We start from the raw sequence: 20,953 nt of genomic DNA on the forward strand, positions 1-20,953 counted from the left end.
TCTACCTCTTCTCTCTCAGGAAGTGAGAGTGACCGAAGCCATGTCGTAGGAGTTGGTGGGCCGCAGATCGATTCCGTCGATGCGATTGCGTCGGGCGATGACCGTCTTGGGTACGAACGACCACAGGCACGGCCACGTCTCCCAGATCTGACGCTGCGCCTGCGCGAGTGTCTCGTTGCGGGTGACGCTGTCGGCATCCTCGGAAGCCTTGGCGATCAGTGCGGTGATCTCGGGAAAGATGTAGCCGTGATACGTATCTCGGGTCTCTTCCTTCGCAGCAGTGCCCGCGTACATACCCTGCATGATGGTGACCGCGAGTCCGGTGGGGCTGGGGAAACCGTTGCCGAGAATGTCCCAGTCGCCCGCCTTGCCCTGACGCCACGTCGAGATGTCGCCGCCCGGCTCGAATTGCTGCAGGGTCGCACGGACGCCGACTGCGGACAGCATCTGCAGAACCGACTCCATGATGTCGGTGTCGGCGGCGAATTCACCTGTTTCCCAGATGATCTTCACTTCCAGGTCTTGCACTCCGAGCGCGTCGAGCTCCTGGCGTGCGCGCTGTGGATCGTAGACGTACTCACCGGTCTCGATCGCGCCGGTCAGAATGCCGGGGACCACGCCGCGGGAGGGAGTTGCCGCGCCCTGCATCACCTGGTCGATCAACGCATTCCCGTTGATCGCGTAGCTCAGTGCTCTACGGACGCGCGGATCGGCCAGTGGGTGCCCGGCCGGTTTGCGGAAGTTGTAGAAGAGCTGGTTGAGGCGCACCCCGTCGGTGCGTTCTACCGTGACGCCGGCCAGGCCCGAGAGCTGATCGGCGGCATCCGGGGTGATGGCGTCGATGACATCGACTTCGCCGCTGCGCAGAGAGACGACGCGATTGGACTCGTCGGGAACGAAACGTACGTTGACCGAATCGACCGAAGCCGGCGTGCCCCAGTACTTCTCGTTACGCGCCAGCGAGTAGTTGCCGGTACCGCGGTCTGCGTCGGTGACCACGAACGGCCCGGTACCGACGCCACCCTGAAGATCCTCGGGGACGTTGTCCTCAGCGGGAGTGATCAGAATGTTCGACATCAGGTAGTCCAGGACCGGGATGGGGCGCTGCGTGTCGAGCGTGAACGTATAGTCGTCGATCTTGCCGACGGTGGGCCACTCGGGGAAGAAGGTGCCCACGAACCCACCGGTGACCTGGCTGTACATGCGCAGTGCCGTGTCGACATCCTCCACCCGAACCGGCCGACCGTCGGAATAGGCGATACCCGGTCGCAGATGCACCAGCCATCGCGTCGGTGCGACCAGCTCGAAGCTGTCGGCCAGGACGAGCTGGACTGCCAGCGCAGAATCGATGGTGGTCAGGGCCTGGCGGATCGAGCGCTGAACGGTCAGTGCGGCGTCGAACTGCAGAAGCTTGTTGTCCAGGCTCACCATGGATCGGTTCATCGCGAGGCTGACGGTGTCGGGGCCGGGACGACCGGTAGGAGTTGCGCAGGCGCTTACGCCGCCGAGCGAAAGCCCGGCTCCGAGTATCAGACTCGTGCGGAACAGTGACCGTCGTGAAAAGCGCTGGTTGGCAAAGCTTTCGGTCATCGTTGACCTCTCGGGACTGTCACATCGAAATGTGGATGTCGGTTCGGGTCTCGTAGACCCGCGTCGACGAAAGTGATCGTGGACACAACCGGACTGTACTACGAAATGCTTGAAATGCGCAGAAAAATATTGCCAGTTGCGCAAAACGCGCATGAGTGCAATTGTGAGCTGAGTTACAACAAGGCAGTGTTATCGAAAGGTCGACGATGACCCAGGTAAGACCACAATCGCAGGTGGGTCGATGACCCAGCTCACCGCCAGCCCGCCGAGTGTGCCGAAGGCCAGGGCCGATTCCGTGCTGCCCGCATTTCTCGCTGCGCCCATGGCGCGCTACGTGGTGCGGCGCCTCGGGCAGAGCCTGCTCACCATCTTCCTGACGCTCACCACGGTGTTCGTGCTCATTCGCATGGCTCCCGGCGACCCGGCCTACTCGATGGCCGGCCCGCTCGCCAGCACGGAAGACCTCGCGCAGATTCGTACCAATCTGGGTCTGGACCAGTCGATCTTCACGCAGTACGCGCTGTACCTGAAGGGCCTGTTCACACTCGACCTCGGTACCTCGTACTCCTTCCAGGCACCGGCACTCGACGTGGTTCTGCAGCGCATTCCGTACACGATCACTCTGGCCTTCGCCGCCATCCTGCTGACCACCGTGGTGTCGATTCCCCTGGGCATCTGGATGGCTCGCCGCGCCGATACCCGACGCGAACTCGGCGCGAACGTCGTGACGATCGCCGGTCAGTCGATGCCGGACTTCTGGACCGGCCTGATGCTGCTGACGTTCTTCGCCGTATTGGTTCCCGTACTCCCCGCAGCCGGATTCACCAGCTGGTCCTCGCTGATCCTGCCCGCCGTCACCGTGGCCATCCTGCAGATCGCCCTGATCTCCCGCATGGTCCGACGCGAGATGGTCAACGCCTACGCCTCCCCGTACGTCACCGTCGCCCGATCGAGAGGCGTCACCGAACGCGAGATCACCTGGCGCTACGCCCTGCGCAACTCGTCGATCCCCGTCGTCACCGCACTGGGCACCAGATTCGCGTCGATGCTCAACGGCGTCGTCGTGGTCGAGGTGGTCTTCGCATGGCCGGGCGTGGGTTCACTCGTGGTTCGCGCCCTCGAAACCAGGGACTATCCGCTGATCCAAGCCACCGTTCTGGTCACCGCAGTGCTCGCTGTTCTGGTGCAACTGGCCGTCGACCTCTGCTATCCGCTCCTCGATCCACGCGTTCGCCTCGGGAAGGCAGCAAACTGATGACAGTCGTCGACAAGCCAACGGACACTCCACGTCCCAGCGCCGTCACCGCGAAGGACTTCGCATCGGCGGGTGCCACCCGTCGCCGACGCGACAGCCGCGTCAAGATCTGGATCGGCACCGCGTGTGCACTCGTGGTCATCCTCCCGGTCGCCTTCGCGCGGGTGCTGCCCCTCGACTCGCCCGATGCCACCGACCTCGGTCAACGCCGGCTCGCGCCGCTGACCGACGGACATCTGTTCGGCACCGATCAACTCGGCCGAGATCTGCTGGCGCGCGTGCTCTACGGCGGACAGGTCTCGCTCACCGTGGGAATTCTGGCCGTCATCGTCTCCGGGCTCATCGGACTGACCCTGGGATCACTGGCGGGCTTTCTCGGCGGCTGGGTGGACGCGACGGTCTCCCGCCTGCTCGAAGCACAACTGTCACTGCCACTTCTGATGATGCTGCTGCTCGTCGTCGCCTTGTTCGGTCCGTCGATTCCGGTCATCACCTTCGTCATCGCCATCGCGCAGTGGCCCGAAATCGCCCGTCTCACGCGATCGCTGGTGCTCGTGGAGCGGGAGAAGCCCTACATCGCCGCGGCTCGGGTGCTCGGCCTCGGCCGCATCGCCATCCTGCTTCGCCACGTCGTTCCCAACATCATCAAGCAGGCGTCGCTCGTGGTTCTGCTGTTGCTGGCGCAGGCCGTGCTGCTCGAAAGTGCGTTGAGCTACCTCGGTGCCGGGCCGCAACGTCCGTTCGCCACCTGGGGTCGCATCATCTCCGACGGCCAGGACTACATCACCACCTCGTGGTGGCTCGTCACCTTGCCCGGCCTGGTCATCGTGCTCCTCGTCGTCGGAGTCAACCTGCTCGGCGACGGACTTCGAGACCGTCCCGCCGGATCGGGCCTGCTGCGAATGTTCTCCCGCACGAACAAGAAAGGGCGTGCCTGAGACATGGGCAATCTACTGAAGGTCGACGAACTGCAGATCGAGTTGGTCACCGACAAGGGCCTCATCAGAGCCGTCGACGGTGTCTCGTTCTGCATCGAAGCAGGAGAGACGGTGACCATCATCGGTGAATCGGGCTCCGGCAAGTCCACGACTGCAATGGGCATCCTCGGGTTGCTGCCGTCCGATCTGGCGGTGCTGTCCGGATCGGTGACGTTCAAGGACACCGAGATACTCGGAAAAGACAAGGAGCTCTGCGGAATCCGAGGCAAGCACATCGCGCTGATCCCGCAGGATCCGATGACGGCTCTGAGTCCGGTGCACACCATCGGCGGTCAGCTGCGCGAAGCCGTTCGACACAGTGGGGTATCGGGTCGATCCGAACAGACCAAGCGCTGTATCGAACTGCTCGAACAGGTCCGCATACCCGACCCTGCAACACAATTGGACAAATACCCACACCAGTTGTCCGGCGGCATGCTGCAACGAGTACTGATCGCCGGCGCATTGGCCTCCGGGCCGGAGCTCATCGTCGCGGACGAGCCGACCAGTGCGCTCGACGTCACCGTGCAGGCAAGCATCCTCGATCTGCTGCTCGAACTCCAGGAGCGCACCGGCATCGGCATGCTCGTCATCACCCACGACCTGGGCGTGGCTCGACTGATGTCCGATCGTATCTACGTCATGAAAAGCGGTGTGTTCGTGGAGAACGGTGGAGCCGAGGAGCTCGTCAACGCTCCCAAGAGCCCGTACACGAAGAATCTGCTCGACGCGATCCCGCAGTTGGGGCCCTGGAACGAGAAGGTGGAGGCCGCGGTATGAGCGCACCATTGTTGTCGGTGGAGAACCTTGTCGTCGAATACCCGGTCGGTAACGGCGTGTTCAGAGCCGTCGACTCGGTGAGTTTCTCGGTGGAGAGGGGCAAAACCGTTGCTGTAGTCGGTGAATCGGGCTGCGGAAAATCGACGATCGCCAAGTCGATCGTGCGGTTGTTGACCCCTACGTCGGGATCGATCATGGTCGACGGCACGGACATCGCGCAGATGTCCGAAAAAGCACTGCGCCCCTTCCGTTCCCGTGTCCAGATGGTCTTCCAGGATCCCTACGGTTCACTGGATCCGCACCTCACCGCAGTCGATATCGTCGGAGAACCGCTTCGGCTCAAAGGTATTCGGAGCAAGTCCGAACGCGCAACCAGAGCAGCAGAACTGATCGACCGCGTCGGGTTGCCGAGCACTGCCCTGACTCGTCGACCAGCGGAGTTCTCGGGCGGACAGCGTCAACGAATCGGTATCGCCCGCGCACTGGCGTCGGGACCGGAGATCCTCGTGTGCGACGAGGCCACCAGCGCGTTGGACGTCTCCGTTCAGGCCCAGGTGCTGGAACTGCTGCGCGAGATCCAGCAGCAGACGGGACTGACCTACGTGTTCATCTCGCACAACCTCGGCGTCGTGCGCGAAATCAGTGAGACGGTCGTCGTCATGTCCAAGGGACGCATCGTCGAACGCGGTGACACCGAGGAAGTACTCGCGCGACCGAAGCAGCCTTACACCCGCGCGCTGCGAGCGGCAGCTCTCGACCCCTCGACGATGACAGGAACCAAACCGCGACATATCGTGTCGCGGCTCGCCAAGACTGGAGTAACCGCATGACCGCGCTGAATATCTCACCCCTCGTCCTGGGAACGATGACGTTCGGCGATACCGTCGACGCATCCGGGGCGGCCAAGATGGTGGACGCGGCCCTGGACGCCGGCATCACCCATATCGATACCGCGAACGGCTACGCGGGCGGTGAATCGGAGCGGATTCTCGCTGACCTTCTCGCCACTCGCCGTGATCGCGTCACGCTCGCCACCAAGGCCGGTATGCCGCACCCAGACGCCGACGGCAACAGCCCGCTGTCTCCGAAAGGGTTGCGACTCAGCATCGATGCCAGCCTGTCGCGGTTGAACACCGACTACGTGGACCTGTTCTATCTGCATCAACCAGACCGTGCGACTCCCTTGTCCGACACTCTTGTTACGGTCGCCGAGTTGGTGTCCGAAGGAAAGATCAGGGCACTGGGTGTCTCGAACTTCGCTGCCTGGCAGATCGGTGAAATCAATCGGGTAGCGGACGACGTGGGTGCGCCCCGACCCGTTGTGGCGCAGCAGTTGTACAACCTGCTCGCCCGTCGGATCGAAGAAGAGTACGTGGAGTTCGCGGCCGTCACAGGCCTGATCACGATGGTCTACAACCCGCTCGGCGGCGGGCTCCTCACCGGCAAGCACGCTGCGGGAGTGCAACCGACGGACGGCCGGTTCGGAGATTCGCGCCTGGCCACGATGTACCGCGAACGGTACTGGAACACCGCAATATTCGACGCCATCGCCCAGCTCGGTACCGTGGCAGACGATGCCGGAATGCCGCTGACCGAGCTGGCTCTACGATGGCTGGTGTCCAAGCCCGCGACCGGACCGGTGTTGCTCGGCGGCTCCAAAGTGGAGCATCTCGAATCGAACATCTCCGCCCTCGGCCGCGGGCCGCTCCCCGACGACGTGGTCGCAGCGTGCGACGAGGTCGGCGCGGCTCTGCGCGGACCGATGCCGAACTACAACCGCTGAGAGGCTTTCAATGACTGCACAGGAATTCGCCGCCCGCGTACGCAACCGCGAACAGATACTCGGGTATTGGTCGGTCATCGACAGCCCCGTCTCCACCGAATGGCTCGCCCATGTGGGGTGGGACTACATCGCACTCGATCTGCAGCACGGCCTGATCGGATACTCGGGCATGCTGGCAGGAATCACCGCTATCGACGCCGCACAGGGACCGGCCGCTCTGGTGCGCGTCGAAGCCAACAACGCCACGGTGATCGGCCGGGCCCTCGATGCCGGTGCAGCGGGAGTCATCGTGCCCCTCATCGACACTGCCGAAGACGCTGCCGCCGCGGTAGCGGCAGCTACCTACCCGCCCGAAGGCATAAGGTCCTACGGTCCGATGCGCTCCCAACTACGCATCGGACCCAACCCCGCCGATGCCAACCGCGATACCGTCGTCCTCGCGATGATCGAGACACCTCAGGGCCTGGCCAACGTCGAAGAGATCTGTGCGGTCCCCGGTCTGGACGGCGTCTACGTAGGGCCATCGGACCTACGCCTGGCCGTCGGAGGGTCCTCGCCGAGCGACCCATCAGTGGACGAAGAATTCGATGCCGCGCTCGTCCGAGTCCAGAAGGCCGCCGCGGCAGCGGGCATCACCGCCGGAATTCATACCGCATCGGGAAGCATTGCTGCGCAACGACTTGCCCAGGGCTACACGTTGGCCACCGTTGCATCCGACCTGACGCACCTCAAAGCCGTGTCGGCCGAGCACCTAGCGGCGGCGCGGGGATAGGCCCACGCTTCTTGCGCGAATCGACCCGATACGCCAGATAGAGATACAGGAAGCCGGTAACGGTGCCGCCGAGACATCCTGCTGCAATATCGAGGGCGGTGGATCCTGAGTTGATCGTGAAGTGGAGCAAGAAGAACCCTATTGCGACGGCCGGGACGAGTGCCAGGGCGTTGATGTAATCGGCGCGAGTTGCGCCGCACTTCTTGCTCAACGCGCCGGTCATGACCCACTCGCGAAATGGCTTCTGCATCTCAGGCTCCTCGTATGGGTCTGATTTGTCCCGTTCGGCCAGGATACCGGAGAGTTGGTTTAGGTAGGTTCGAGTTATGCGCGCCATTGTCTTTCTCGCTGTACTCGCGATCATCTACAAGTGGCCGGTGTTCGGAGACAGCCCCGGCCACTGGTCGGCCCTGAGTCAGGGAATCATGTTCGGCGCGATCATCTGCACCGTCGCTACTCCTGCGGGATGGAAGGCCATCCGGCGAATAGACGGACGGATGCGGTCTTAGGTTCGATGCCCGTGGGGCGGCGTTGGTCCGGATTGCGCCGCAAACGCGAGCGCATTCGTCAGGTGCGTGCGGATTCGTCGCCAATTTCGACCGTCAGAGAGGGCCATTCGACGAAAGCGCGCGCGTTTGCGGCGGGGTGCAGTCCCGTTTCGTGACTCGGCCGGAGCAGTTCGGCGTGGGCACCCGTTGCCTCCCAATCCACCTGAATCGGGTGCAGATAGCCGCGCTCACCAGCGCGGTTAGCTGCACCCGATTCGAGGGTGGTGAGGCCATGTGTTTGGGTGAGTCCCATGAACTGGGTCGGCAGAGAGCTGTGTGTGGCCGCCGGAAGTGGGGCAGTCACGTCTGCGGTACTCATCGCACCGGACATCGACGACAATTGGTTGGATCTGACTCTCCCCGCCGTACTCGGTGCAATCGGTGGACTGCTGGTGGGATTCGCGGCGGTGGTCGGCGGCAAGTACGCACTGAAGACTGCAGTGCCGTGGCCGCCGAGCGGTCGAAAACAATGGCGACACCGATTTGCCCTGTGCACTGCGGCAGTGGTGACACTATTCGTTGCCGGACTCTCGGCATGGGCGAGCGCTTCCTCGGCGATGGTCGCGTCGGACAGCGCGGAGCCGCCGATACAGCTGATGGTGACAATTGCGTTGACTGCAATCAGTTACGTGTTCGCGTACTACCTTGCGCCCGAGGTCAACTGACTCCGGCTGGAGCGGTTCAGTCCGAACCGGTGAACGCGCCGAGGACACGCTCACCGACAGGCGTCAGGGCCGTCGAACGCGCCCACCAAGAGACAGGCGATATCACGCGGGACTCTCCACTGATTGTCGTATCGCACGAATGACATCGGTCCGACGGGATAACTGTCCATGCTTCGGAAAGTTCCGACACCCATGGCCTCCACCGAATCGGGACCGGTCGCGGCGACGGTTGTGAACTCGATGTGTTGCAGATCCGGCTGAGCGCCCCAGGCACGTGCGAGCCGCACGTTGTTCTCGGCCGGCCCGTCGAACAATCGAGCTCGATCTTCTCCGCGAATCGAGTAGTCCACGCTCGCTGCGAACAGAGCCGTCAACTGGGCTGCGGTCGGCACATCGTCGGTGATGGGCGGTGGCGGAGAGGCGAATTGCGTCGGGCTGATCAATGCGACCGGCGACTCCGGCTCGTCCACCTCGGCGGGGGAGCAGGCGCAGGCGAGCAACACCACAGCGACCGCGCTCACTCCAACAAGTTTCACCGGCCCAGTATGAACCGAAATAGCATGGTGGGTAGGTGAATCGGGTTCAGATACCCGACGTCGTCAGGTGCCGGTTGTGTTGGGCGGTGATCACCAGTACCGGTATGGCGATCGGAAGAATCAGGGCCGCCGCTGGAAGAACGAGGGCAGCACGAGCAGTCGTCAGGTTGTAGACCGCTACAGCCACTATCCACGCGCTCGCGACCGCTACGGCCTGCGCGCCTACTCGGAGGGTCGTCACTTTCCACGGGGAACGAACCTCGAACGTGCCTATGGTCATCGGCAGATAGTGGCCCTCGTTCACCTGTGACAGCCGCAGCGTCGCGACACTCATCATGGCTGCGCTGATGGCAGCGAGCAGGAGGCCGAGAAACAACATGCTCAGTACGATACGCAAACTTGTGGCCCTAGGCTGCTGGTATGACTGCCGCTGCGAATTCCGATGCGACCCGTCGTAGGGTGCCGTCCTGGTTAAGGGAGTTGACGGTTCTGGTCGTGGTCGCATTGTTACTGAGTGTGCTGCTGCAAACATTTGTCGGCCGTGTCTATCTCATCCCGTCGCAGTCCATGGAACCCACGCTGCACGGCTGTCCCGGTTGTACCGGTGATCGAATCGTGGTGGACAAGATGACGTTTCGATTCGGCGATCCGCAGCCGGGTGACGTGGTGGTGTTCAAGGCTCCGACGGAGTCGTGGAACAGGGGATACACGTCGAGCCGATCGAGCAACGCAGGAGTGAAGGCGTTGCAGGACGCGGGATCGTGGGCCGGACTCGTCGCGCCCGACGAGAACGACCTCGTGAAACGGGTGATCGCAACAGGCGGGCAAACCGTCCAGTGTTGCGATGTGCAAGGAAGAGTCGAGGTCGACGGGCAGCCCCTCGACGAGCCCTACATCGCGTTCGACTTCCCCTACGACGCGGACACACTCACCTGCGCAACAGTTCCGCAGTCCGGTCGCTGTTTCGGGCCGGTGACCGTACCGTCCGGAAATCTGTGGATGATGGGCGACAATCGAAGCGGCTCAGCCGATTCGAGGGCACACTCCCGTGACGAACTGGGCGGAACGGTCCCTATCGGGAATGTGATCGGCAAGGCCAGATTCATAGTGCTGCCACCGTCGAGATGGGGAGCCATCGAATCGCCTGCGATACAGCGCTGATCGAGCGCATTCCCACGATCCCGTCGAGTAGCGGCGTCTTCAGAACCCGAGATCGCGTTTACGACGCTCGCGTTCGATGCGCCGCTGTTCCTCGGCGCGTTCGCGGCATTGCCGGAGGAATTCGGCGTCCGCATCCGGATTCTGGGCGGCCTGACGTCCCGGCCGCGTCTCGTACTCGGGGTACGCGGAGTTGCTCGCGCGACCGTAACCGGACCCGCCGGCACCTCCCCAAATCCCGGCACCGACGGGTCGGCCCGCAACGAGCCAGGCCAACGACCCGGCAAAGGGGAGGAAGACGATGAGCAGAATCCAAACGATCTTGGGCAGGTAGCGGATGCCGCCCTCGTCTGCGGTGATCGCGTCGATCAGACAGAACACCCACAGCAGCATGACCAGCAAACCGAAATACGGCATTGTGTCCCTCCATGTCCAAGACCGCTCGGTCCGTTGTATCGAAGATCGTAGCGCTGTCCTCGCGATTTCGACAGACGAGTCGGTTTGGAAATCTGGGTGGGGCTCGGACACGGCCGGATGTAGCGTCAATGTCCTGGGCAGTAGATGTACAGAGATGATCGCTGACCATCCCTGGTGAGCAGGACGGTCACCGGATCTGTCGTGCTCTTCGGCTCGGCAGAGGTGGTCAGCATCTCCGACTCACACGTGAAGTTCACCCCCGCCCAGCTTCCCGGGGGCACCGTCTGGCACGCGAAAGGCTGAAGCGGAGGATAAGACGGGTTGGCCGCCGACAGCGTGAGTCCGTCGCCGAGTTCGTTCGGCGCATCGAATCGAGCCGACCAGGCGGGCTGACCCGAGAACTCCGAATGTGTGGCACCCTGCGCGAACGCGAAACCATCCGGAATTGTGAAGGTTATGCGCTGCAGGTTGTGCGTTACCTCATCGCTGTCCATGGACCTGGGCTTGCCGATCTCGCTGGCGCATGAGGGCAGGAGAACAATAATGGCCGACGCGCAGAGGAGTTTCCACGAATTGGTCATGGACGCAGCAATATCGGGCGGACGCGGGTGCGCCTATTGGCGAGCATCGTCATGGCCCGCGGTGGGCCTGATCCTCAGAGCGACGAAGACGACGATAAGGGTCGTGAGAAACACCGCGGGATAGGTGAATTGGACGGCGAACTCGAAGGCGGGGGAGCCCTCGAACATGAAGATTCCGATGGCCTTGATGCCGCGGTAGTCGGTGAAGTACCAGGCAATCATCGGCGTAGTGACGGCAATCGGGGCCAGCCAACTCCACCAGGTTCGGTGTCGGTTGGCGTAGTCGAGAGCGAGGACGGTCAGCGGGATGCACCACACCCAGTGATGACCCCACGCGAAAGGCGAGACCATCGGCGTCGCCATTCCACATATTGTCAGGGCCAGCAACGTCTTTCCGGCTGCCTGCGCGCGTGCCGCCACCCACAGCGCCAGAGCGGCGACGATGACGGCGAGCACCAGCCACACGGCGAAAGGAGGTGTATTGCCCGGCCACAGTCGAGCCAATGCGCCATGGATCGACTGGTTGGCGGGTGAGGCCAGTGCACCGATTCGTTCCGAGTCGATCATCGTCGACGTCCAGAATCTCCACGAATCGGCGGGAATGACGATCAGTCCGGCAAGCACGGTTGCTGTGAACGCAGCGATCGCAGTAACGGCTGCCCGCCACTGTCTCTGTGCCAGTAGATGAAGCACGAAGAATGCGGGCGTCAGTTTCAGTCCCGCAGCAATGCCGACACCCACGCCGCGGAGACGACTGCCCTCGCCGCGGGTGAGGTCGAGCAGAACGAGAACCAGCAAGAGCAAATTGATCTGACCGAGCCAGATGGTCATGCGAACCGGCTCGAGCCACGTCAGTGCCACTGCCAATCCGACACTGACGAGATACATTGTTGCGCTTCGATATCCGAGCGCGCGCCAGCTCGCGACCACGGCCACGTAGATCAGCAACAGGTTGATCGCCTGAACCACCGCCACAGCGCTCGTGACAGTGAGAAGGGCGAGCGGGGCGAAGGCCAACGCCGCGAAGGGCGGGTAGGTGAACGGTAGGCCGATGTCGAACAATGCGAACTCGTACAGCGGCTCGCCCTGTTGAACGACGTACGCACCGTGCCGATAGACGATGGTGTCGATTCCGTTGCCGAACAGACCGAAGGGGGTTGTCCATCCCAAGAAGTAGGCGTGCGCAACGATCGCGACGCACGCGGCGAGCGCAGACGCGAGGAACCAGCGCCAACCGAGCCGGCCGACGCCCGTCGCGTGCACTTCCGGCTGCGTCTCCCGGATGGCCGTCTCCTGGTCGTTCTCTGCGTGCACGTCCGAGTCCGACCGCGCGTAGAGCGGCCGAATACTGGACGTCGTCATGGCCTACACGATAGATCGTTGTACCTGATACAGGGAACTCGACACGGACAGACCGGTACGTTTTTGTCAGCGTCTGGCTCGGACTCCTCTCCATCCTCCCGCTGTCCGTACTACTGATCTACGAACTCGCGACGCGATAGTTCGACGAAAATCCCGGGCCGCAACTCGACCCGGGATTTTCGCTGTCCCGATCGGCACCGGATAGGTTGGTGTCCATGGATATCCGGGTGGCCGACCTTCGTCGACCTGCACTCATCGTCGTCGACGTGCAGGCCGGTTTCGAAAATTCGGAATTCTGGGGTCCGCGGGACAACTCGCAGTGCGAGAGCAATATTGTCGATCTCGTTGAGTTCTGGCGGTCCAGGGCTTGGCCGGTGGTATTCGTTCAGCATGATTCCGACAATCCACAGTCGCCGTTGTCGCCGACGCAGGACGGGCATCGCTTCAAGGACATGCTCGACGGGATTCCGGATCTGCTCGTCCACAAACGCGTCAATTCGAGCTTCTACGGCACTCCCGATCTGGACGCATGGCTGCGCGGCGAGGACATCGACCAGGTGGTCATCTGCGGAATCACCACCAACCACTGCTGCGAGACCACCGCGAGGATGGCTGGAAACCTCGGCTACGACACCTACTTCGTCATTGACGCGACGCACACCTTCGATCGCGTCGCGCCCGACGGGACTGTCGTACCCGCCGCAACACTGTCGGCCATCACGGCCACCAACCTGCACGGCGAGTTCGCGACGGTGATCGAAACGAAAGACATAACTTTCCACTGACGTCGCCCAATTTGATACCGTTCGGTATGGCCGATCGGGGAGCAGTAGCAGGGCTCGCGGGACCCATTGTGCTGCTGTATCTGGGGTACTTCGCGTCGATCCCGACTCTCTCGTCGCTGGTCCACGGGGTCTTCGACCCTCGAATAGATTGGGCCGACACGGGTTTCGGTGAAGTGTTGCTGTTCTCGTTCCTGGTCGTGGGCGGTCTCGCCGCGTGTGTTGCGGCAGTTCGCACACTGGCCGACTCACCGAAGTTCCCCGGAATCGTCGTCACACCGGGGTCGTCGATCGGGCGGAAAGTCGACGCGGTGGTGGTGACACTGATCGCGTACGCCGTCGTTGTTCTGGTGTTCGCGACCGCTACCGCATCAGCCGGATTCCTGGTGCCGCTCATTGCGGCGTGGGCTTGCTCCAACACGATTCGGAACTATCGCGAACTGAAGAGTCGACGTCGAGCGTCCGCAACATAGCCCATGAACACCGTGCTGATACTGATGCTGATGCTCTGGTTCGTCGCGTTTGCGTACGCGGCATCCGTCGGATTCCGTTGCAGGGCAACGCATCCCGACTACTACCGTGCACGAGTGTCGGACACGGTGAAATCGACACCCCGACTGCGTGCACGAGCCAATCGATCGGTCGGGATCTGGTGCACGGTCAGTTCCATGATGGCTGTGGTGCCAATCGTATGGATCGGCTCCGAGTTCCACCGTGAAAGAACGACTTGGGAGCTGGCCGGTCTGGCTGTTTACGTCGTCGTCGTCGTCGTGGTGGTGGGGGGGTTACCCGCTGGAGAAGATCAAGAAGTCGTGACGTTCGGAAGGTCCAACAACGCGAATGCGGCCTTCAATTGTGCTCGGGCTGCGTCGACTTCGGAGGTGTTGCCCGCAAGATGGCGGAGCAAGGCGCGTTGGAAGATCCCGTCGAGCAGGATGTAGGCGGAGGGGCGGTCGAGGGCCGATTCGGTGCCGCGTAGTTCGCAGTACTTCGTCACCACGCGCCGGATCATGTCTTCTCGACGTTGCTCGATGTCCGGGACGTCGAGTGACGCTGTTCCTCGCCTCGGACCGCGCAACATGGATCACGGGCAGTCACTACATTCTGGACGGCGGCCTCTCGGCGTCCCTGGTGTAGAGCTCGGAGCTCCCCGTCAGCCGAGGGCGACGGGGAGCAGGCCGGGTCGCGTCCGAGATGCGATGTCGGCCAACGCACCCTCCAGCGTCGGGTATCGGAAGTCGAACCCACTGTCGGTCAACACCTGCGGCTCGACCCACCGACTCTTGAGGACCAGCTCGGGTTCGGTTCGGATCACCCGTGCGCCCAGCTTCAGCAGCCATGCCGGCGTCGCCAGTCCGTGATCGCGACCGAGAGCAGACCGAACCTGGTGCATCAGAACCTCGTTGGTCACCGGGAACGGTGTCGCCACGTTGACAGGTCCGACGATGTTCGAAGTGGCGTACAGGTGGTCGAGAGTCCGAGCGACATCATCGACGTGCACCCAGCTGAACATCTGGCCACCATCGCCCATGCGGCCACCCAATCCCACTCGCGCTAGATCGATGATCGGATTGATCGCCCCACCGCCCGCGCCCAACACGATCGACAACCGCAGTGCCACTCTGCGGATCGACACATCGGCGTCGAACAGTTCGCGTTCCCACGATCTGGCCACCTCGACCGAGAAGCCCGATCCCAGTTCGCCGTCCCGTTCGCTCATCGACCTGTCGCGGGCATCGCGATAGATGGTTCCGGTGCTCGCGTTGACCCACAGCGCCGGCGGATTCTGCGCTTGTGCCAAGGCACGCCCGAGCTGGGCTGTCGTCTGAATTCGCGACGACATGATCGCGTCGGCGTTGGCCTTGTTGTAGCGACAGCTTACCGAGCGGCCGGCGAGGTTGACCACCAGATCGGACCCGTTCAGGACCTCGACGAGGCCGCGATGGTCGGACCATGGTGCATCGCTGGACGATCCGCGTCCGACCGTCCTGACGCCGATGCCGCGGTCCTCGTAATAGCTACGCAGATACCCGCCGATGTAGCCGGAGGCACCGCACAGAACGACGGTCGATGGTGAATCGGTCATTGGCTCAACCCTTCTGGAGAGGTCATTCGTTTCAGGAGACCGGCGACATCGGCTACCAGGCCGCGCGCAACCGGGAGTCGGGCGAGACGAACCGCCTTGGATACGACGGGCACGAGCCCGTCGACCAGAGTGCGGGTACGAGCCTGGTTGTCGGACGAATCGGTGACCCAATGCAGCGTGACGCCCATGTAGATCATCCAGAGCAGCAACGGGAGTGCATCGTTCAGCGACGCGGGCACCTTCTGCTTCGATGCATCCAACGTCGTGCGCATCAGATCGATGGCCATGGCTCTGGCGTCGGAGGATTCCTCGGAGAACGGACTGGAGCTGGACCTCGTCGGCAGCGCCAGCTGGAGGAATGCGCCGCCGAACGCGTGATACGGCGTCAGGACGTCCAAGCCGGAATGCAGAACCGCGGCCAGGTTCTCCGACAGCGACCCGCCCTGGGTGATGACCTGCTCCGCACGTATGCGGTGATCGCGCTGGATCACCACGTACAACTCGTTGACCAGTTCGTCCTTGCCCGCGAAGTAGTAGTACGCATTGCCGAGCGACACGCCGGCCTCGTCGGCTATCCGGCGCATGGTGGTGGCCTGGAACCCCTCTTCGCGAAACAGCCGAAGAGCCACTTCGACCAGCTTGTCGCGCGTCTCGGATGTGCGGGCCATGCGGTCACCTCGCTTTCTGAACGTGTTCAAAAAGGACGGTAGACCCATTTTTGAACATGTTCAAGCGCAATGGCCGGGGACCGACCTGGATACTCGACGCATGCTCAGACGAATGGGAACCTCGCTGATCGGAGGCAAGGGGGCTCAATGGGTACAAGCGCTGAACGCGCGGCATCCGTGGAGTCACAACGACTACTTCCACAGTTGGATTCTCGCCAACCTGCCGAGCCGGCGACGCGAGGCACTCGACGTGGGTTGTGGCCGTGGCGGTCTCGTGCATTCACTCGCACCGTATTTCGATCACGTCACCGGAGTCGACATCGACTCCGACATGCGCCGCCGCACAGGTCTTGCGTGCTCCGATGTCACCAATGTGACTGTCTCCGAACGCCAACTCGACTCGTGGTCGGACGAATCCGTCGATCTGATCACGATGATCGCCGTTCTCCACCACCTCGACATCGACGACACGCTTCGCCACGTCGAGCGTGTTCTCGCGCCGAACGGCCGGCTGCTCGTCGTGGGTATGGCTGCGCCACGAAGTCCCCGGGATCTGCTGTGGGACGCCGTATCCATCGTGACCAACCCGCTGATCGGCTTCGTCGGCCATCCCTGGCCGAGCCCAGCGGGAAAGCAGCCGGCACCTTTCCCGGTCAAGGACCCGGTGCTCAGTTTCGACGAAGTGAAGCGGTCGGTCGACGCGATACTGCCCGGGGCGACGATGCGACATCGCGTCGGATTCAGGCACACCATCGAATGGACGAAGCCTGGGTGATCGGAAGGTTCTCTGCTCTGAGCAGAATCGCCGACCCTTGATGGGATCGAGGCTTAGGCTCCGATCATGGGCGAGGTCATACGAATCGATGAGCGCCGAGCAGCGCGCTCAGTGGAACCGCTGTGGCGTGAGGTGGTCGGTCGCCGGCTGCGCGAGCGCAGACACTCCCGCGGCGACACACTCGCCGACACGGCGGCGCGAGCAGGCATTGCGCCGCAGTATCTTTCGGAGCTGGAACGCGGCCGCAAGGACCCGTCGAGTGAGATCCTCGCGGCCGTCGTCGGGGCACTCGGCACATCGATGGCCGAAATTTCAGGTCTGGCGCATCACGACTTGTCCCGCGGCAATGCGACGTTGATGGCTGCCTGACGTCGTCCTTCGAGGACTTGGTCGACCAGGCCGTACTGCAGCGCCGACGGAGCCGTCAACACCAGGTCACGGTCGGTGTCGTGCCGAATCTTCGCGGCATCGCGTCCGGTGTGTTTCGCCAGAATCATCTCCATCTCGGCGCGCACCCTGACGATTTCGTCGGCAGCGAGAATGAGATCGGGAATGGTGCCTCGCCCCTGCCCCGCAGGCTGATGCAACACCACCCGGCTGTGCGTCAACGCCGAACGTCGACCCGGCGCACCTGCGGCGAGCAGCACCGCGCCGGCCGCCACTGCCTGCCCCACACATGTTGTGGCGACAGGGGATCCGATGAACTGCATCGTGTCGTAGATCGCCAGCATGGCCGCAGTATCGCCGCCCTCGCAGTTGATGTACATGGAGATTTCCTGATCGGGGGAGTCGGCCTCTAGATGCAACAGCTGCGCGATCATCGCATTCGCAACACCGGCATCCAATGCAGTACCGAGGTACACGATGCGTTCGCTGAGCAAATGCGAATAGACGTCGACGACGCGTTCGCCGCGCGAATCACGGGTGACGACATTGGGAATGGTGTACGTACTCATCGGGCCATCTCCATCCCGAACGACACCCGACGCGCAGGCATGACCTGATCGAACGAACTGACGATGGCGTCGACGAACCCGTAGTCACGCGCGGCGTCCGCGGTGAACCAACGATCGTGCAAGGAGTCGTCGAATATTTGTTCTCGTGTCTGCCCGGTGTCGTCGGCGATGAGGCCGAGCACCGTATCGCGGGTATGACGAAGATCGTTGGCCTGCACCTCCACTTCGACAGCAGAACCACCGATACCGGACGAGCCCTGGTGCATCAGAATCCGCGAATGCGGTAGCGCGTAGCGCTTTCCGTGTGTTCCCGACGACAGCAGGAATTGACCAGCGCTGCAGGCCAATCCAAGTGCCAACGTCGAGACGTCGCAGGGAATCAGGTGCATCACGTCGCGGATCGCGAGCATGGCAGGCACCGATCCGCCAGGGGAGTGAATCCACAGGGCGATATCGGCCGACGGATTCTCGGCCGCCATCGTCAACAGGTGGGTGGTGAGGACGGTGCCGTTGTCGTCGTCGAGTGGGCCGTCGAGCACGAGGATTCGATGACGCAGCAGTCGGTCGCGGAGTTCGGGTGGGAACATTCGGGGTGTCTCGCTCATGATTCGAGTGTGAACTCCAATAGCGCTGTGTGCCAACGATTCTGCTGTCGGCAGCGACGCTGCTCAGAGCTGCGCGACGCTCGAGGGACAATGGAGCCATGACCACACTCGAATTCTCCGATTCCGTCGTCGTCGCCGCATCGCCCGAGGATGTCTATGCCGTCGTATCCGACGTCACCCGAACAGGTGAATGGAGCCCGATCTGCCAGGAATGCTGGTGGAACGAACCCGACGGCGGCGGTGTGGGATCGACGTTCACCGGACGCAACGTCACTCCCGACCGCACCTGGGAAACGGTCTCGACCGTCGCAGCGGCCGAGCCCGGACGCGAATTCGCGTGGGTCGTCGGCGACAACTTCGTGCGCTGGGGATACACACTCGAACCGGTGGACGGCGGCACCCGACTGACCGAGAACTGGAACTTCCTGCCCGACGGCATCGCTCTCTTCCACCGCAAATTCGGAGACTCCGCGCAGGAGCAGATCGACACCCGCAGCAAGGCCGCGCTCGACGGCATTCCGCGCACCCTGGCGGCAATCAAGCGCATCATCGAATCGGAGTCCTGACAGGCAGGTGCGCTGGTTGTCCACTTTTCGCGTCGGCGCGCGGGATTCCGCCCGTCGACGCGAATTGTGGACACTCAGCCCTGTAGTCGCGCCTATTCTGTGCCGATGACGTCCACGGTTCTTCAACTGACCACGGTCCTCGAGCCTCGCGGCCCAGCGGCTGCGATCGTGCTGACCGACGCCCAGGTCGCGTCACTCGGCAGCACCAAGACGCCGCCGGTGCGGTTCACGATCGGTGGGCAGACGGTGGCAGGACGCATCGGGCGCATGGGCGGGGAGAACCTGCTGGGCCTGAACAAGAGTGTGCGCACCACGCTCGGAGTCGAGGCCGGCGACACCGTCGACGTGACCATCGAACTCGACGACGAACCGCGCACCGTCGAGCTACCGGCCGAGCTCGCCACAGCACTCGACGCTGACCCCGCGGTGCGCGCCGCATTCGACGCACTGTCTCCGTCGAAGAGAAAAGAACACGCACGATCGGTCGCCGACGCCAAACGCGCCGACACCCGCGACCGACGCATCGCGTCGATCGTCGAGGCTCTTCGGCCCTGACGTACCACCTGGCATGGGGGCGCGGGTGCCCGCGTCGATCAGACCACGGCCGCGGGCCTGTTCGATGCGATGACCTCCGTCGGCCTGTCCGTCGCAGACAGGCGCGCGAGAATATCTACAGCCGAGGTGATGTCGGGAAGTGAACGAGTGAAGGGGATGCGTTGACGGTCGTCGAAGGCATATCCCGTGCCGAATCGTAGTCCGGGTGCCAACAGCACGCCGTGCGATTGAGCTTCGGCGACAAGGGCACTGGACCGAAGACCGTCGGGCAGGGAACACCACAATGCCAGCCCGCCGTCCGGAACGCGGAAGTGCCAATCAGGCAATCGATCTCGCATCAGAGCAACGGTGTGATCACGTGCGACTCTCGATATGTCGGCGCGCACTCGGCGTACCTCGTCGTATTTGCCCATCAACTCGACCGCAGCGAGTTGATCGAGAATGGACGTCGAAAGTTGGCGTCGCGCATAGGTGGCGGCGATCCTCGCCAGTAGCCCTGCCTCGGCGCGAACCCACCCGACTCGCAGCCCACCCCACACCGTCTTGCTCGTCGACCCGATCGTCACCGTCGCACTATCCGGCGTTGCCGCCCCGAAGGGTTCGATGTCGGGCGACCCGTCGAGGGACAGGTCCGCCGCTACCTCGTCGACGATGGTCAGTACTGCGTGGCGGTGCATCGTTGCGGACAGCTGTCGGCGGGTGCCGAGGGGGAGTCGAGCTCCCGATGGATTGGAGAAGTCGGGCATGAAATAGGCCAGGGTCGGTGCGCTCTGACGTGCGGCCCGGTCTGCGGCCGGCACGAACGCCTCGGTCTCGTCCGGGTCGATGGGCACCGGGATGCATCTGCCGCCGAGCGAGTGGACGAGTTCGACGACACCCGGATACGTCGGGTGCTCGACCAATACGCGGGCACCCGGCTCGGTGAATGTCGCCAACACCGCATGGATGGCGTCGGTGGCACCGGAGGTAACGAGGATGTTCTCGGTCGTGGTCGACACTCCGCGCCCACGGTAGTAGGCGGCGATCGATTCGCGGAGCTCGAACAGCCCGAGTGGGGCATAGCCGCCGGACGCGAATCGGCCGTGAATCCTTTCGGCCGCGGTTCTGTACGCATCGGCCAGCAGGGGAGACGCCGACGGTGACGCGTTGACCAATTCCACTGTGGCACTGTCACGGTCGCCGGCGAGGGAACTCCAGGCCGGCATCGACCCCGTCGGGGAAACGTATGTGCCCGAGCCCCGTTGGGCGCTGATCCAGCCACCTTCACGGAGGTGGCGATAGGCCGACGCCACCGTGACCCGACTGACGTCCAGACTGATCGAGAGTGCCCGCTCGGCGGGTAGCCGCGTCTGAGCCGACACCTCGCCGTTCTCGATCAGCCGCCGCAACTCGTCGGCGATCTCGAGGTAGAGCGGACCACCGGATCTGTTGCGCAGCGTCGACGGGCCGATACGTGCTGCCAACTCCGGGGCCGAGATCGCGGTGGCGTCGAACGAGTCCATGCAGTCCACTGTCGCACACTGGACTGAACAATTC

The 20,953-nt window shown here is 63.1% G+C and carries 28 protein-coding genes; 15 read left to right on the forward strand and 13 right to left on the reverse strand.

The features are described 5' to 3' along the window. Positions 1–15: 15 nt before the first annotated feature. Positions 16–1,590: an ABC transporter substrate-binding protein gene (locus CH285_RS08900; protein WP_094643380.1), complete on the reverse strand. Its 1,575-nt coding sequence runs from the start codon at positions 1,588–1,590 to the stop codon at positions 16–18. 322 nt (positions 1,591–1,912) lie between these two features. On the opposite strand from CH285_RS08900, the gene CH285_RS08905 reads away from it, so the two are divergent. From CH285_RS08905 to CH285_RS08930, 6 genes are read left to right on the forward strand one after another with little or no spacing between them, the layout of a single operon-like run. Continuing rightward, complete coding sequence (locus tag CH285_RS08905; RefSeq protein ID WP_027495527.1) at positions 1,913–2,845, forward strand: ABC transporter permease; 933 nt, start codon at positions 1,913–1,915, stop codon at positions 2,843–2,845. Continuing rightward, on the forward strand, positions 2,845–3,783 hold the full coding sequence (locus CH285_RS08910) for an ABC transporter permease (RefSeq protein ID WP_027495528.1): 939 nt from the start codon (positions 2,845–2,847) through the stop codon (positions 3,781–3,783). Before CH285_RS08905 ends, CH285_RS08910 begins: the two co-directional genes overlap by 1 nt. A 3-nt stretch (positions 3,784–3,786) precedes the next feature. Beyond that, positions 3,787–4,602 carry an ABC transporter ATP-binding protein gene (locus CH285_RS08915; protein ID WP_094643381.1) on the forward strand — a complete coding sequence of 272 codons (816 nt, stop codon included), beginning with the start codon at positions 3,787–3,789 and terminating at the stop codon, positions 4,600–4,602. Continuing rightward, on the forward strand, positions 4,599–5,432 hold the full coding sequence (locus tag CH285_RS08920) for an ATP-binding cassette domain-containing protein (protein WP_051365009.1): 834 nt from the start codon (positions 4,599–4,601) through the stop codon (positions 5,430–5,432). Before CH285_RS08915 ends, CH285_RS08920 begins: the two co-directional genes overlap by 4 nt. Further along, positions 5,429–6,385, forward strand: a complete 957-nt coding sequence (locus CH285_RS08925; RefSeq protein ID WP_094643382.1) for an aldo/keto reductase — start codon at positions 5,429–5,431, stop codon at positions 6,383–6,385. The genes CH285_RS08920 and CH285_RS08925 overlap by 4 nt, the downstream gene beginning before the upstream one ends. 10 nt (positions 6,386–6,395) lie before the next feature. Next, positions 6,396–7,157, forward strand: a complete 762-nt coding sequence (locus tag CH285_RS08930; RefSeq protein ID WP_045841125.1) for an HpcH/HpaI aldolase family protein — start codon at positions 6,396–6,398, stop codon at positions 7,155–7,157. Here the strand turns inward: CH285_RS08930 and CH285_RS27475 are convergent. Next, positions 7,114–7,407, reverse strand: a complete 294-nt coding sequence (locus tag CH285_RS27475) for a hypothetical protein (RefSeq protein ID WP_141214923.1) — start codon at positions 7,405–7,407, stop codon at positions 7,114–7,116. The genes CH285_RS08930 and CH285_RS27475 overlap by 44 nt on opposite strands. Positions 7,408–7,483: 76 nt before the next feature. Between CH285_RS27475 and CH285_RS08935 the strand changes: the two genes are divergently transcribed. Beyond that, entirely contained in the window at positions 7,484–7,666 is a 183-nt protein-coding gene (locus CH285_RS08935; protein ID WP_094643383.1) for a hypothetical protein, read from the forward strand. Positions 7,667–7,956: 290 nt separating this feature from the next. Further along, entirely contained in the window at positions 7,957–8,370 is a 414-nt protein-coding gene (locus CH285_RS08945) for a hypothetical protein (RefSeq protein ID WP_094643385.1), read from the forward strand. Between the two features lie 50 nt (positions 8,371–8,420). Here the strand turns inward: CH285_RS08945 and CH285_RS08950 are convergent, their stop codons facing one another. Together CH285_RS08950 and CH285_RS08955 are read right to left on the reverse strand one after the other, a co-directional pair. Further along, complete coding sequence (locus CH285_RS08950; protein WP_094643386.1) at positions 8,421–8,906, reverse strand: hypothetical protein; 486 nt, start codon at positions 8,904–8,906, stop codon at positions 8,421–8,423. A 46-nt stretch (positions 8,907–8,952) separates the two neighbouring features. Further along, positions 8,953–9,285 (reverse strand): hypothetical protein, encoded by a 333-nt coding sequence (locus tag CH285_RS08955; RefSeq protein ID WP_094643387.1) that lies wholly within the window; start codon positions 9,283–9,285, stop codon positions 8,953–8,955. A 41-nt stretch (positions 9,286–9,326) separates the two neighbouring features. Here CH285_RS08955 and lepB point away from each other — a divergent pair, with 41 nt between their 5' ends. Further along, positions 9,327–10,067, forward strand: a complete 741-nt coding sequence (gene lepB, locus CH285_RS08960) for a signal peptidase I (RefSeq protein WP_094643388.1) — start codon at positions 9,327–9,329, stop codon at positions 10,065–10,067. 39 nt (positions 10,068–10,106) lie between these two features. Here lepB and CH285_RS08965 read toward each other — a convergent pair whose 3' ends face one another. The 3 genes from CH285_RS08965 to CH285_RS08975 form a co-directional block, all read right to left on the reverse strand. Next, positions 10,107–10,481 carry a PLD nuclease N-terminal domain-containing protein gene (locus CH285_RS08965; protein WP_027495537.1) on the reverse strand — a complete coding sequence of 125 codons (375 nt, stop codon included), beginning with the start codon at positions 10,479–10,481 and terminating at the stop codon, positions 10,107–10,109. Positions 10,482–10,606: 125 nt separating this feature from the next. Further along, on the reverse strand, positions 10,607–11,062 hold the full coding sequence (locus tag CH285_RS08970) for a hypothetical protein (RefSeq protein ID WP_032389766.1): 456 nt from the start codon (positions 11,060–11,062) through the stop codon (positions 10,607–10,609). 33 nt (positions 11,063–11,095) lie between these two features. Then, on the reverse strand, positions 11,096–12,424 hold the full coding sequence (locus CH285_RS08975) for a glycosyltransferase 87 family protein (protein ID WP_080729408.1): 1,329 nt from the start codon (positions 12,422–12,424) through the stop codon (positions 11,096–11,098). A gap of 215 nt (positions 12,425–12,639) precedes the next feature. Between CH285_RS08975 and CH285_RS08980 the strand changes: the two genes are divergently transcribed. Together CH285_RS08980 and CH285_RS08985 are read left to right on the forward strand one after the other, a co-directional pair. Then, complete coding sequence (locus CH285_RS08980) at positions 12,640–13,209, forward strand: cysteine hydrolase family protein (RefSeq protein WP_032371826.1); 570 nt, start codon at positions 12,640–12,642, stop codon at positions 13,207–13,209. Between the two features lie 26 nt (positions 13,210–13,235). Further along, complete coding sequence (locus CH285_RS08985; protein ID WP_094643389.1) at positions 13,236–13,679, forward strand: hypothetical protein; 444 nt, start codon at positions 13,236–13,238, stop codon at positions 13,677–13,679. A gap of 329 nt (positions 13,680–14,008) precedes the next feature. Here the strand turns inward: CH285_RS08985 and CH285_RS08990 are convergent, their stop codons facing one another. From CH285_RS08990 to CH285_RS09000, 3 genes are all read right to left on the reverse strand, one after another. Beyond that, positions 14,009–14,287 carry a hypothetical protein gene (locus CH285_RS08990; protein ID WP_169879412.1) on the reverse strand — a complete coding sequence of 93 codons (279 nt, stop codon included), beginning with the start codon at positions 14,285–14,287 and terminating at the stop codon, positions 14,009–14,011. Positions 14,288–14,359: 72 nt separating this feature from the next. After that, a complete protein-coding gene (locus tag CH285_RS08995; RefSeq protein ID WP_032371828.1) occupies positions 14,360–15,292 on the reverse strand; it encodes a TIGR01777 family oxidoreductase in 933 nt (310 codons plus the stop codon). Continuing rightward, complete coding sequence (locus CH285_RS09000; protein WP_094643390.1) at positions 15,289–15,960, reverse strand: TetR/AcrR family transcriptional regulator; 672 nt, start codon at positions 15,958–15,960, stop codon at positions 15,289–15,291. The genes CH285_RS08995 and CH285_RS09000 overlap by 4 nt, the downstream gene beginning before the upstream one ends. A 100-nt stretch (positions 15,961–16,060) precedes the next feature. Between CH285_RS09000 and CH285_RS09005 the strand changes: the two genes are divergently transcribed. After that, positions 16,061–16,735 carry a class I SAM-dependent methyltransferase gene (locus tag CH285_RS09005; RefSeq protein WP_217900711.1) on the forward strand — a complete coding sequence of 225 codons (675 nt, stop codon included), beginning with the start codon at positions 16,061–16,063 and terminating at the stop codon, positions 16,733–16,735. A 66-nt stretch (positions 16,736–16,801) separates the two neighbouring features. Then, on the forward strand, positions 16,802–17,104 hold the full coding sequence (locus tag CH285_RS09010; protein WP_032366939.1) for a helix-turn-helix domain-containing protein: 303 nt from the start codon (positions 16,802–16,804) through the stop codon (positions 17,102–17,104). Here the strand turns inward: CH285_RS09010 and CH285_RS09015 are convergent. Beyond that, on the reverse strand, positions 17,062–17,691 hold the full coding sequence (locus CH285_RS09015; protein ID WP_027495552.1) for a ClpP family protease: 630 nt from the start codon (positions 17,689–17,691) through the stop codon (positions 17,062–17,064). The genes CH285_RS09010 and CH285_RS09015 overlap by 43 nt on opposite strands. Continuing rightward, positions 17,688–18,296 (reverse strand): ClpP family protease, encoded by a 609-nt coding sequence (locus CH285_RS09020; RefSeq protein ID WP_032383042.1) that lies wholly within the window; start codon positions 18,294–18,296, stop codon positions 17,688–17,690. Before CH285_RS09020 ends, CH285_RS09015 begins: the two co-directional genes overlap by 4 nt. Positions 18,297–18,394: 98 nt before the next feature. Between CH285_RS09020 and CH285_RS09025 the strand changes: the two genes are divergently transcribed. Then, positions 18,395–18,862 (forward strand): SRPBCC family protein, encoded by a 468-nt coding sequence (locus CH285_RS09025; protein WP_027495554.1) that lies wholly within the window; start codon positions 18,395–18,397, stop codon positions 18,860–18,862. Positions 18,863–18,967: 105 nt separating this feature from the next. After that, positions 18,968–19,417: a YdeI/OmpD-associated family protein gene (locus tag CH285_RS09030; RefSeq protein ID WP_048317593.1), complete on the forward strand. Its 450-nt coding sequence runs from the start codon at positions 18,968–18,970 to the stop codon at positions 19,415–19,417. A gap of 38 nt (positions 19,418–19,455) precedes the next feature. Here the strand turns inward: CH285_RS09030 and yczR are convergent, their stop codons facing one another. After that, the gene (yczR, locus tag CH285_RS09035) at positions 19,456–20,919 is read right to left on the reverse strand and encodes a MocR-like transcription factor YczR (RefSeq protein ID WP_094643392.1); all 1,464 of its coding nucleotides are present in this window, start codon (positions 20,917–20,919) and stop codon (positions 19,456–19,458) included. Positions 20,920–20,953: the final 34 nt, after the last annotated feature.

The organism is Rhodococcus sp. 05-2256-B1 (genome assembly GCF_002258465.1).
Lineage (GTDB): Bacteria > Actinomycetota > Actinomycetes > Mycobacteriales > Mycobacteriaceae > Rhodococcoides > Rhodococcoides fascians.